This is a genomic window from Noviherbaspirillum sp., from assembly GCF_036846085.1.
Lineage (GTDB): Bacteria > Pseudomonadota > Gammaproteobacteria > Burkholderiales > Burkholderiaceae_D > Noviherbaspirillum.
This window is the reverse complement of record NZ_DAIUCO010000170.1, coordinates 1-11,781: the sequence shown is the minus strand read 5'-3', so window position 1 is coordinate 11,781 and position 11,781 is coordinate 1. Positions and strand designations below refer to the sequence as shown.

At 52.4% G+C, this 11,781-nt stretch carries 13 protein-coding genes; 8 read left to right on the top strand and 5 right to left on the bottom strand.

The features are described from left to right. Positions 1-932: 932 nt before the first annotated feature. The 3 genes from V7080_RS17835 to V7080_RS17825 form a co-directional block, all read right to left on the bottom strand. Positions 933-2,117, bottom strand: coding sequence for a hypothetical protein (locus V7080_RS17835; RefSeq protein ID WP_334189741.1), 1,185 nt, complete (start codon positions 2,115-2,117; stop codon positions 933-935). Positions 2,118-2,321: 204 nt separating this feature from the next. Beyond that, positions 2,322-2,549, bottom strand: a complete 228-nt coding sequence (locus tag V7080_RS17830) for a hypothetical protein (RefSeq protein ID WP_334189740.1) — start codon at positions 2,547-2,549, stop codon at positions 2,322-2,324. 140 nt (positions 2,550-2,689) lie between these two features. Further along, on the bottom strand, positions 2,690-4,174 hold the full coding sequence (locus V7080_RS17825) for a MobA/MobL family protein (protein WP_334189739.1): 1,485 nt from the start codon (positions 4,172-4,174) through the stop codon (positions 2,690-2,692). A gap of 225 nt (positions 4,175-4,399) precedes the next feature. Here V7080_RS17825 and V7080_RS17820 point away from each other — a divergent pair, with 225 nt between their 5' ends. Next, a complete protein-coding gene (locus V7080_RS17820) occupies positions 4,400-4,657 on the top strand; it encodes a hypothetical protein (protein ID WP_334189738.1) in 258 nt (85 codons plus the stop codon). Next, on the top strand, positions 4,654-4,950 hold the full coding sequence (locus V7080_RS17815; RefSeq protein WP_334189737.1) for a hypothetical protein: 297 nt from the start codon (positions 4,654-4,656) through the stop codon (positions 4,948-4,950). The genes V7080_RS17820 and V7080_RS17815 overlap by 4 nt, the downstream gene beginning before the upstream one ends. A 108-nt stretch (positions 4,951-5,058) precedes the next feature. Here V7080_RS17815 and V7080_RS17810 read toward each other — a convergent pair whose 3' ends face one another. Together V7080_RS17810 and V7080_RS17805 are read right to left on the bottom strand one after the other, a co-directional pair. Next, positions 5,059-6,780, bottom strand: a complete 1,722-nt coding sequence (locus tag V7080_RS17810; RefSeq protein ID WP_334189736.1) for a site-specific integrase — start codon at positions 6,778-6,780, stop codon at positions 5,059-5,061. A 205-nt stretch (positions 6,781-6,985) separates the two neighbouring features. Continuing rightward, positions 6,986-7,114 (bottom strand): hypothetical protein, encoded by a 129-nt coding sequence (locus V7080_RS17805; protein WP_334189735.1) that lies wholly within the window; start codon positions 7,112-7,114, stop codon positions 6,986-6,988. A 74-nt stretch (positions 7,115-7,188) separates the two neighbouring features. On the opposite strand from V7080_RS17805, the gene V7080_RS17800 reads away from it, so the two are divergent. From V7080_RS17800 to V7080_RS17775, 6 genes are all read left to right on the top strand, one after another. Beyond that, entirely contained in the window at positions 7,189-7,458 is a 270-nt protein-coding gene (locus V7080_RS17800; RefSeq protein WP_442947249.1) for a type II toxin-antitoxin system HigB family toxin, read from the top strand. Positions 7,459-7,500: 42 nt separating this feature from the next. After that, entirely contained in the window at positions 7,501-8,715 is a 1,215-nt protein-coding gene (locus V7080_RS17795) for an ImmA/IrrE family metallo-endopeptidase (protein ID WP_004629352.1), read from the top strand. A 528-nt stretch (positions 8,716-9,243) separates the two neighbouring features. Then, positions 9,244-9,402, top strand: a complete 159-nt coding sequence (locus V7080_RS17790) for a hypothetical protein (protein ID WP_004629348.1) — start codon at positions 9,244-9,246, stop codon at positions 9,400-9,402. Between the two features lie 83 nt (positions 9,403-9,485). After that, entirely contained in the window at positions 9,486-9,854 is a 369-nt protein-coding gene (locus tag V7080_RS17785; protein ID WP_334189734.1) for an NC domain protein, read from the top strand. Positions 9,855-10,015: 161 nt separating this feature from the next. After that, positions 10,016-10,489, top strand: a complete 474-nt coding sequence (locus tag V7080_RS17780) for a hypothetical protein (protein ID WP_004629343.1) — start codon at positions 10,016-10,018, stop codon at positions 10,487-10,489. Between the two features lie 136 nt (positions 10,490-10,625). Then, positions 10,626-11,781: recombinase family protein (locus V7080_RS17775; protein WP_334189733.1), on the top strand; the 1,156-nt coding region annotated here is incomplete at its 3' end.

The window sequence follows — 11,781 nt, the reverse complement described above, 5'->3', positions numbered from 1 at the left end:
CAGGTTTGCAGACGCAAGTGCCTGCGGCGCAACATAGCTACTGGGCGACAAAAACGGCCACAAAATAGCTGCTGGGCGACAAAAGAGGCTGGAGACCAGTCGAAATTAGCTGCAGGGCGACACAGACACATGCTCTTCGTGCCGTCGAACGCCTAGCGCGCGACAGCAAAACGCACGTCCATCGCCCCATCATCCAAAAAAAAGCCCGCGAGCTGTTGCTCGCGGGCTTTTCGCTATCACAAAGGCGCAATAAAGCAAAAACTGGCCAATCGGGAAATCAAGCATAAAGTGACCAAGTGGCCACTTTATGCCTAACGCCACAGACTTCAGTGAACGCCCTTGGACGTTATGGTGGTGGAGCTGGCGGGAGCCAAATTTAGACACTAAGCAAGTGCCTCCCCTACCAAAAAACCTTTGTTTTCAGTGACTTAGAGCACGGTAACAAAACTCCACTACGTTTAGGACTCCAAGGGAGGTTGACAGTGTGCCCCCAAAGTGTCGCCCTTGGTGTCTCCCCTGTCAATCGTCTACGCGAGTGCCCAGTTGCGGACGCGGGTTCAATTCCGAAAACAGTCAATATCTCATTTTTTCTCAGCGCCGCAGCTAATGCAATGCATTGAATTATTTCCATATCGCCTATCCGGTCCACCGTCTACGCGGGCATAGCGCCATTTAAAACCTAATCTCGAACCGCATGATTTGCATTTTTCTCTCAAAAGCCAAATGCAAGCCAAAACAAGACAAATTACTATCAAATATACAAGCCAACCACCCCCAACAGAATGCATTACATACCCAGCAAAGGTAAAAATTGCTATCCAAACAAGCATTGGCATATAAATTAAATCTCTCTTTGCCTAGAAAGGAGCTGATTGTGCATCATGTAACATTCTTTGTCAAAAACTTTTCAAGCCAGCAAAACTTTAACTTTCTCAAAAATCAAAATTAATATCTTTACCTACCTCGGAAAATAGTCTTTCTTCTATCTGCTGTTCTGGGGTTATAGCTTGTGCTCGTCTAAATGCGTCGTACTCGTCGCAGAGCTTCCTGATCATAGACCATACCTTCTCAGCGTCTCCGCCCCTTGCTGCACGCAATATAAGAGCCAATCCAAACCTTGGATGGTCAATGGAGGTTGCTCTCAGGTGGTCACGTAGCGGATAAGTGATTTTGACGGGCTCGGGGGCGTTGGCGTTGTGCTCCATAAGCTCGGTTTGATGCTCTTCATCCTCCCATTCCGAACACGTGGGAATACCCAATTTAAAGGCGATATCACCAGCGTGGAAACGCCTACGGCCTTGCAGGGCTTCAATAGCTCTGAGCCATTCGGCGGAAGCTTTCTTATCTCCGCGTGCTGAACGGTCTAATAGCTGCGATAGGGATGAACCCTTTTCCCTGGCTGCCTTAGTGTCATGGCTAGACATTTCATGCGCTAGGTCGTGCTTTGCCAAATAGTCTGCTGCCGCGTTTAATTTAAGGTCGAAGCCATGCTCATTACATTGACCGCCTACCTTTTTAACGGCTTTATCCCATTCCTTACGGGCTACCGCCTCGAAGGATGACATATCTATCTCTGCTCCGTAGGTTAAAAGCACATGGAAATGTCCATGAATACCATTTTTTCCTACGGGGGCTTCCAAGCTTTTGAGTTTGCCCATACTACCGATGGCCTTATAGTGGCGCGACATATTTTTATCAAAAAGCTTATAGGCATCATGCAGTCTATCAATGGATTCAGTCCAATCGCCTTCATAAGTGTGCGCCATGGTAAAAGTCATCATGGCGGCGCTTAATTGATGCAATTCCAAGGATGGAATAAAGGCTGCACGTATCCATGAACGTGATTGAGACACACGAGCACGGGCGCACCGGTCACAAGTCCATACATTCCCACATATGAAATGACCATCAAACCGGGCGCCGTCACCGTCAACCGTTATTTCTGCGGTGGTCGAATCTCGCCCGTAGGCTTTCCACCTTCCACAGCCTATAACGGATGAGCCTTTGAGATTGCGCTTGTTTTGGTCGTAAAAGCCTGCCATAAGGCGTGATGCCATGGTCACACGTATATATTCCCGGTTGGGGCTTTTAAGCGTTGCTGAATGCTTATTTGACATTGTCGGCTTTCATGCCGACCTGTTTACTTGACAATTGATGATTAATTAGTATCATGATTAGGTGTCCGATATCGCAGCCCGTCGAAAAGAAATGCGATATAAAAGCTCCGCCCTATGCGGGGCTTTTTCTTTGCCCAATCAAGATAACAATTCATCAAACAAAAAGCAAGTTAAAAGCAAAAGGCCGGTATAAACCGGCCTTTTTTAATTCTTTCTATGACAGGCACATAAACCATTGCGCCTATCTTCTTCCATTTTTCTATTCACATAGTCTGAGCAGCTTTCAATCCCCAAAGCATCGGCCATCCTATCCATTTCCTTCATATTTTCCTCATCCAACTCCTGTTGAATTTTTGCCAATTTGATATTAAAGGCCACATTAGAGGTTGCTTCTCGCATCGCTTGCTTACGGCGTTTAGTTGCATTTTTCATAGTTCAAATCCTTGTTTAACCAAAATAGCAAAACTTTTTAAGCTAATCAAGAACGCCATCAAAACAAACAATTGATATCAGTGTGATACTTTTGTCGAAGTACTCCTATTCTTCCCAAGTAGTGGGGTTTGATATCAAAACTACTTAGGTTCATCCGCTATGTAATATGGACTATCCGAATAATCAATTTGTTGTTTATTTGCAACATCATTCCAAGGTTCAGAATTTGATGGCGCGGGGTGAGGCGAAGTAGGAGATGGGTATTTTTTACTATTAGCCAAAGGATTAGGGTTTCTACGGGGAGCATCAGGTAATGTCGCCTCATAGTCAGCAACCCGAATCCGGTGCTCCGGCCATTGCTGCCACTCAAGGTATTTTCTTTTGCGTTCCGGGTCATTGATGATTCCCGTCAAACGCTCATCGTGTTTTTTGCACCTTGCTAATTGCTCATGCGCCTTGGCAATTTTTTCTTCATAGATACTTACGGTGTCTCTAAGCCCAAGCCCTTTCACTACCTTTGAAAAAATACGAGCGCCAGGACTTGGCGGGTTACCTTCGAGTTCTTTCAGTTCTTCAATCCAAGCTCTCGCAATATCCCTTACCTCGTTGCGCTTGGTATATGCCTTCCTCACCTCTTGATAAGCATGTCTGTAATCTAGCGAGATGGATAGCGGTGAAGGGCTGGCATCAGCCTTCACATCTTGTATTTTTTTAGGGCTTGGTTTTGGTGGGGCAGGTTCAGAGAACGGGGATGAAGTCGCCACCCATTCAGGAACTCCATTGATAACCTCAGTCGATGGAACTACTGGTTCAATGATTGGCGCTATGGGTTCTTTTTTCGCTTCGGTAGCAATTGCCTCCAAAGCCAAATTTAGTTGACTGGTCACCTCTTGCGACTCAGTCATTATTCGCTTTAACTCGGTGCGGGCTTCAATAATTTCCTTGTTCTCAACTTCCATCAACTCTCTAAATTCCTGAGTGGAGTTTATGGGGATATGCTTGGTTGGAATATGAGAGGCATCCACGTCTGAAAACTTCCCTGCGTAGACATACCAGTCTGAACCATTGGCCTTGGCATGCTCATTAACGACCCGGCAAACTTCTTCCCGAAGTTTTGAGACTTCCCCAGTTTTCATATCATCCAGAATGCGGGTCTTCTTCCCAAAATTCATTTGGGCATCCACCTCCCTTGTCGTGAACATGATATGCACATGGTCGTTATCTCCCTCAGAAGGTCTATGGATAGATGCCATCACGGCTACACCATAGCGAGATACCAGCATTTCAGATAAACCACGAACACAAAGACGGCGCTGTTCATCCGTCCATTCGTGAGGTAGAGGAACCATTAGTTCGCGTGCGACTGCTGAGTTTTTCCGATTCTCTGCCTTCTCGGCGGCATTCCATAGAGTACCAATATCACCCATCCCTAGTTTTAGACCTTCCACGCCGAATAGCTCGGTGGAAACATGACCGCCTTTTTTACGGTAGTCATGCTGTATATCTACCCTCTCGTCATGCAAGAAGGTGCAGGAACGATAAGCGGCAGCAGCGACAGCACTGCGGCCCTTAGCCCGCTGCATGACTTGGAGAGAGGGATTAAACCAAGTGGCAAGATTAGACATAACCCCTCCCAAAAAGGGCGCAACGCGCTGGGGTCCAGGGGCGCAGCCCATGGCGAACGCAATTCCGCAGGAATTGCATAGGTGAGCCCTTGCAGGGGGCTTTTATGGGGGTATGCCTAAATAATATATTCTGCTCTGTCACCCAATATATATTAGCAGAATCAAAAAGAAAATGTTAATTTAAAAGGGCAAAAGGAGAAATATACCATGACAAGTATAAATGCCATGAAAAAGAAACTAAGCCAGCTCGAAGCGGAGAAGGCTGCAATTATCGCCAAGGTGTCTGAGACTGCAAGAAAAAATGCTGACGCCAGAAAATATGCCCTTGGCGGTGCGCTGCTCAAATTAGCGGCGACCGACCCAAGGGCATATGAGGTATTAAAGCAGGCTTGGGCAATGGGTCAGAAAGACAAGCCAAGGGCTTTTGAGGATGCCAGTATTTCAACCCAGGCAAAAACCATTCAACAGGGAGAAATCAAATGAGTGAAATTATTGAATTCGAAGTCTTGCACAATCCGAAAAATGAGCCCCCAGGAAATGGATATCACTACATTTCTATTTTAGAAAAGAAGCTACATTTAGTACAAATACCTACCGAACTCGCGGAATATTTGCCACCATGGTCAATCATTCGAATCAAGAAGGGGGAAAGTCAAAAACCTTTTGTGGATGAACTTTCAGAAGCCTGTCATGTGCCACCTCACGACTCCCCTTCTGGACAATATAACCGAGATGTTCAAGTACATTCAAGTGCTGAACAAAATCAGAATAACTAGAGAAAAATATCCAATCCTCACCATCAATGCGTGCCATGTAAATGGGCTTCCCACCCTCATCATGAGAAACATCAGTTTCAACAACCTTACTCATTTAGCAAAACCTCATTAGCTTAACTTTCCACTCATCCGCTTCTTCACACCATCATCGGGGACTTGATACTTAAAAAACTCTACCCCCGGATAGTCCAACCTATCAATCACCCGCTTCATGCTTTTGATAGAAAAGGCACCCGTATAGGTGTCGGTGTGAACGTCAAATTGTCCCCGGCCTGCGGTCATTGAGTGGGCCACAGAATGACCCGCCAGACGACGGAGAATCAAAGCCTCGGGGATTCGTTCTTTATTGGCCGTCTCTTCCGATAAACCAGAGGCGTCCAAGATGGCTTGGGCCAGGGAACTGATGAAGCGATGACGGAAGGAATGAAACACCACATTCCTATCATCGACCTTCAAATAATCCCGAAGATATTTTGTGTTGAACCACTGACTGGCAGCCTTTCCATAGCCATCAGCCTTCGCCTTATTCAGGTCGAAAAGGTTGATGGGGGTTCCAGCTTCTTCGACCGCTGCCCTCTTGGTCTCCACGTATTCGATAAAACCCAGTTCAATCAGTTTCTGATGGACTGGGATAATTCTGCGGCTCTCTTCGTTCTTGACCGTCTTTCCATCATCTTCGGTTGCAGTGATATTGAAATACCAAAGCCCTTCATCGTCTTGCTTGATATCACTGGTCGTCAGTTGCGACAGTTCATTGACTCGGGCACCCGTGAATGCAGCCAGATGGATAATCCAATATTGATAGCTTCGGTTGTAAATCCCGTCCCGATAATAGTCCGAGCCAAAGATTTGTTGAAGCTCTTTTTGATTGAAGGCGCGGCGTGTCACCCCCTTCCGGGCTTGGGTCGTTTTGACCTTGAAGCCATCCAGCAACGAGGGGTTGACAGCGTATTGACGCTTGCAGAACTCAAGGAAGTTTGCCGCCACGGTCAAATAACCATCCAAGGTGTTTTGCGTGATGGTTTGGGCTGGTTGGCCATCTCGCCCCAACAGGGTTTTGGCACGTACCCGTTTAATGAGCGTATCGAATGGATGCCCGGCAGCAGCGGGCAACTTGTCGATGTTCTTGGGGTAGTACGCAAGGTCTTTGCGGTACTGCTCCAAGTCCAAGGGCGTGAGGGTGCCCACATGCCGGGCGCTGAAACGGTCAATGAAGGGTTTGAGGCGTGTACGAACTTGGGGAACCTTCTTGACGCCGATCTCCTTCTCGGTTGCTCGCTCTTCCTCGTACTTCAAATATTCTTTGACCAGCCGCCCAACGGTCTTTGACGCAGCGGGTGATAGGCGTCCTGGCTCGTTGATGGCAGGGGCATGAACTTCTTGGACTGGTGGGGGTGCTGGCGCTGACTCGGCAGGTCTGTCCCACAGTGCCACGGTTGACAAAGACGTACGAGCCACGCCATTCATGACTCCCTCAATCAAGTCATCCATGTTGCCCACATCTTCCGGGCCAAGGTCGGTCAACTCGATATCAAAACCCTGCCCTTTTATCTTCACGCCGAAGGGCATGGGCGGTGTTGTTGGCTTTTTCATGCGTGCTTGAAGGTATGCAATCGCGCTGGTGCGCGTGACCGTTGCATTTTCCATCAAGTAGCTATCGAACAAGACACGCAGATAGCGCGCCGCACTCTTGGCGTGACGTGGGTCTTTGGTGCCTGTGGATAGCTTGAAGTCCCTACTCTCGGTAGGACTTCTTTGGGGCGCGGGGATGACAAACCGCGCGAAATAGACGCCGTTGCGGGATTTTTGAAGGTACGACGAGGACAGCATTCGAGGGCTCCGAGTGTGCCCCTTGGTGTCTCCCCGCAGTGTCTCTGTAACAGTACCCTAAAAATCCCTTTAGAAACAACAATTTATAAATATGGTGGCGGAACACGGAACTGAACCCGCGTCCGCTTTCGGAACCAGATAGTACTGCATGGGTCTTGAGGGCGTGGATTCGACGATTTGGCCCAATTACCCCGCCATCAAGCAACTACGTGATGTCGAGCAGCGGCATGTCGGGCTCACGAGCTTCCTGCCAACCTCTCGAACATGCCCCCTGGTGACTGTCCGCCGGTCGCTGGTTTGCACCGACTTCCCTCGCTTCATCGAGGTCAGTCATTGACATTTCCCTTTTTGGGAAATACAATGCAAGCCTGACCATGAACACATCGTCCCTACATGCGAATTCTGGGTTTGCCCATCCTCGAGGCGTTCAAAAAAGATCATGCAGCCTCGCGTGGGCCACTGGACGCGTGGCAGACGGATGTCGAGCGTGAGAACTGGAAAACGTCGCATGACATCAAGCGCAGATACAGAAGCGCGGATTTCTTGGCCGACAACAGAGTCATCTTTGACATCAAGGGCAACTCATATCGGCTTGTGGTCAAGGTCCGATATCAGAACGGACTGGTGGTGGTGGAGTGGGTCGGGACACATGCCGAGTACGACAAGAAAAAGTTCTAGGCAGACGTGTGTAAGGCAAGCAAACGACAGGTGGAGATGGCGATGAATGTGAAGATCATCAAGAGTGCGGAAGACTACGAAGCAGCGATGGCGCGCTTGTCTGCGCTCATGTCGCTCGACCCCAAGGCCAACTCTAAAGAAGAAAACGAGCTCGAGCTGCTGGCCTTGGTCATCCAGGACTTCGAACGCCAAACCGTTCCCCCGGTCAAGGCCGACCCGATCGAGTCGATTCTTTTCCGCATGGATCAGATGCAGCTCTCCCGCAAGGATCTGATCCCTTACATCGGCTCGATCTCCAAGGTCTCGGAGGTGCTGTCGCGCAAGCGCCCACTGTCCCTGCCCATGATCCGCCGACTCAACCAGGGCTTGGGCATCCCCGCAGACATCCTGATCGAAGACGTCGAAACGGACAGTTCGGTCGTCGATCAGGAGCCGGAGATGGACTTCACACGGTTCCCACTCAAGGAAATGCTGGAGCGAGGCTGCTTCGGGGATTTCGAAGGGAATGCACAGCGTCTCAAAGAATACGCCGAAGATCTGGTCAGAAAATTCATGCAAGACCTGCTGCCCAAGCAAGTCAGTCCGGCTTTTCTGCGCGCTCCGATGCATCAGCGCGGGGATCGCCAAGCCGATGAGATGGCCCTCTTGGCTTGGCGTATGTGCGTCTTGCGACAAGCGCGAGCCGTCAACGCCGTCAGAGAGTACAAGCACGGAACCATCACACCGGCCTGGATGCGTGAGCTGGCCAAGCTGTCCACATTCGATGAGGGGCCAAAACTTGCGCGCGAGTACCTTGCGCGCCACGGCATCACGCTCGTCATCGAAAAGCACTTCAAACGCACGTTCCTCGATGGCGCAGCAATGCTCGATAACGATCGACCGATCGTCGCCCTGACGTTGCGACATGACCGATTCGACAACTTCTGGTTTGCCTTGCTCCACGAGTTGGCGCACGTTGCCAAGCATCTGACAGCCGAGGCACCGGTGTTCATCGACGACTTGGATCGCAGCAATCCCCAAAAGGTCGAAGCGGAAGCCGATGCCATGGCCGGGGAAGCATTGATCCCTGAAAAGAGCTGGCGTACGGCCAAAGTGCGGACAACGCTTCTGTCCGAAGACGCCATTGCTTTCGCCGATGAGATCGGCGTGCATCCGGCCATCGTGGCAGGACGTCTGCGCCACGAAGAGAAGAACTTCCGCCTGCTCTCGCACCTCATCGGCAAGACGGGACAGGTCAGTCAGCTACTGGATCAATGAACAAAAGTCCCAAAAAGGGAATCGACCATTTGCATTGATCCTTTTTCGGGATTATCATAGAATCCACTTGCCAGTACGGAATCGAACTCGCTATCGAGTCAGTGCCCGTGCCGGCAGACATCACGGTGTTGCCGCAGTTGGGCCAGTGCCCAGCCGCCAACACCAAAGAAAAAGGCCCTGAAGTGCTACCAACACTCCAGAGCCTTTGGTGAGGTGAATAGGGGGCTACCAAACCACCCATGCACATCATGTCTTGAACGGACAGCGGATTTTACCAGTTCGCGGTGTGCTGGCAAGCCCAAACCCCCTCAACTTTCATGAGGAGTTGGCCATGGCCTACCACCGATGGAAGAGCGTCTTCGTGCGCGCATACACCCGGTTCCGGTTCGGACGCCGGGAGGCTGTGTGTCAGCACTGGCGCTCGCATCCGGGTCAGATGCAATTGTTTGCCTGATCCATCCCGGGCGGGAGTCAGCAGGACCTGACTCCCGTCTTTCCCTCTTTCCGCGAACTGATAAGGAAAATCCCATGTCCTCCAAGAAACCTACGAACGAACAGACCTCCGCCCGCGTGGCATCGACAGCCGCCAAGTTGTTGAGCAATCCACGTACACCTGCATCCGTCAAATCCGTGGCGGCATCGGCACTGACCCAAAAGGCCAGTCCCAGCAAGTCAAAAGGCAAGTAATCGTTGTTGCCCCCGATGCCCGCCCTGCGCGGGCGTCGGCCGGGGCGCTGCGTCAATGCAGACGACGACATCAGGAGGCTCTCTTGTTCTTCAACATCCATCCGATCAGAATCGTTTCTCGACCCAAGCTGACTGGCCTGGGGGAACACTGGGGCGTTCAACTGCCCGACGGTAACGTCGCGCACCTGACCTCGGACGGCGAACACGTCGTGACCTTCGCGGAGTTCGCACAAGGTCGGCCCATCAAAGAAATCCGACGCGCCGCACCCGAGCAGCGGGCGCAAATCATGCAGCGGCTCACCCTATCGCTGCAGCACCGGGGCCCCTACCGACTGCTGGACCGCAATTGCGAAACCTACGCTACATGGCTGTTGGGTGAAACGCCCCAGAGTCCCCAAGTGCAAGGCGTCATTTTCCTGGGCCTGATCGCGGCATTCCTGCGTTTCGCGTGATCGCGTCCACGCACATGTCCAGGACTCCCCTGCAGCGTGCGCTGAAACTGGCCACCTTCGTGGCCTGGCTGGCTGACAGGAGATTTGCCGGATAAGGTGGGCGATCAGAAATAGCCAATCTGCTCGCGGGTTTCCATACGAATTTTGTATGGAGCCCACCAATGACGACCAAGCACTGCGCTTGCTGCGGCTTGCACTTCGTGCCCCGCCCTCAAGTTCCCGACCAAGCCTACTGCTCTGCACCTGACTGCCAGCGCGCCCGTAAGCGCCAGTGGCAACGGTCCAAGCTCCAGTCCGATCCAGACTACCGGATCAACCAGCGCGCCGCCCAGCAGGCGTGGTCGCAGCGCCATCAGGACTATTGGCGCAACTACCGTGATGATCGGCCCGAGTATGAGCAGCGCAACCGCGAGCAGCAGCGACTGCGTGATGCCAACGGGGCAGATGTCGATCTTGCAAAGATGGACGTGTGCGACCTGCCGACCGGCCTGTACCGCATCACGCGACACCCAGCGTTTCCGAGGGGAAACGGCGATTCCTGGATCGTCGAGATCACACCGGTCTGCATGACGTGTCCGTGCAAGATGGACGTGTCAAGAGAGGACTTGATCGACATACTGGCCACACGCCCGTAACTTCGACCCGAAACAGGCTCTCGAATGTTCTGCATGGCAACGATTCCGACCGTGTGCGCTGCCGCCTTGGTGCGGCATCGCGTCCATTGAAAGGAGTGGCGGACCCGAGAGCACCAATCACAGAGTGACCGGGCCTATGCAAGAGATCGAACCTCCTCAACACCCACCGGGGTCGGGCCCGGTGCTTCGAGCCGCGCAATACGTGCGGATGTCGACCGAGCACCAGCAGTATTCGACGGAGAACCAGGGCGACAAAATCCGCGAGTACGCCGACCGGCGCAACATCGAGATCGTCCGCACGTACGCCGACGAGGGCAAAAGCGGTCTGAACATCGGCGGGCGGCTGGCACTCCAGCAATTGATCAAGGACGTGGAGTCCGGTGCCGTCGATTTCAAGTTGGTGCTGGTGTACGACGTCAGTCGTTGGGGCAGGTTCCAGGATGCCGACGAAAGCGCCTATTACGAGTACATCTGCCGCCGCGCTGGCATCCACGTCACCTACGTGGCCGAGCAGTTCGAGAACGACGGTTCGCCCGTGTCCACCATCGTCAAGGGCGTCAAACGCGCGATGGCCGGTGAATACAGTCGGGAATTGTCGGCCAAGGTGTTCGCCGGACAATGCCGACTGATCGAGCTGGGATTTCGGCAAGGCGGGCCCGCAGGCTATGGCCTTCGTCGCGTGCTGATCGACCAGTCCGGATCGGTCAAGAGTGAACTCTCGCGCGGCGAGCACAAGAGCTTGCAAACCGACCGCGTCATCCTGCAGCCCGGGCCGGATGCAGAGGTCGCCGTCGTCAACCGGATCTATCGTTGGTTCGTCGACGACAACCTGACCGAATCGGAGATCGCCGAACGGCTCAACACCCAGGGCATTCGCACCGACCTCGGCCGTGACTGGACGCGCGCCACCGTGCGAGAGGTGTTGTCCAACGAAAAGTACATCGGCAACAACGTCTACAACCGCCGATCCTTCAAGCTCAAGAAGCACCGGGTGGTCAACGGCCCCGACATGTGGATCAAAAAGGAAGGCGCATTCGAGGGCATCGTCCCACCTGAACTGTTCTACACCGCACAAGGCATCCTGCGCGCACGGGCGCACCGGTACACCGACGACGAACTGATCGAGAAGCTGCGCAGCCTGTACCAGCGGCACGGCTATCTCTCCGGCCTGATCATCGACGAAACCGAAGGGATGCCCTCGGCAGCAGCCTATGCGCACCGTTTCGGCAGCCTGATCCGCGCGTACCAGACAGTCGGCTTCACCCCGGATCGGGACTACCAGTATCTGGAGG

Coding starts and splice junctions, on each gene's coding strand:
- V7080_RS17835 (WP_334189741.1), bottom strand. CDS start 2,117: ATGTCAAATAAGCATTCAGCAACGCTTAAAAGCCCCAACCGGGAATAT.
- V7080_RS17830 (WP_334189740.1), bottom strand. CDS start 2,549: ATGAAAAATGCAACTAAACGCCGTAAGCAAGCGATGCGAGAAGCAACC.
- V7080_RS17825 (WP_334189739.1), bottom strand. CDS start 4,174: ATGTCTAATCTTGCCACTTGGTTTAATCCCTCTCTCCAAGTCATGCAG.
- V7080_RS17820 (WP_334189738.1), top strand. CDS start 4,400: ATGAAAAAGAAACTAAGCCAGCTCGAAGCGGAGAAGGCTGCAATTATC.
- V7080_RS17815 (WP_334189737.1), top strand. CDS start 4,654: ATGAGTGAAATTATTGAATTCGAAGTCTTGCACAATCCGAAAAATGAG.
- V7080_RS17810 (WP_334189736.1), bottom strand. CDS start 6,780: ATGCTGTCCTCGTCGTACCTTCAAAAATCCCGCAACGGCGTCTATTTC.
- V7080_RS17805 (WP_334189735.1), bottom strand. CDS start 7,114: ATGACTGACCTCGATGAAGCGAGGGAAGTCGGTGCAAACCAGCGACCG.
- V7080_RS17795 (WP_004629352.1), top strand. CDS start 7,501: ATGAATGTGAAGATCATCAAGAGTGCGGAAGACTACGAAGCAGCGATG.
- V7080_RS17790 (WP_004629348.1), top strand. CDS start 9,244: ATGTCCTCCAAGAAACCTACGAACGAACAGACCTCCGCCCGCGTGGCA.
- V7080_RS17780 (WP_004629343.1), top strand. CDS start 10,016: ATGACGACCAAGCACTGCGCTTGCTGCGGCTTGCACTTCGTGCCCCGC.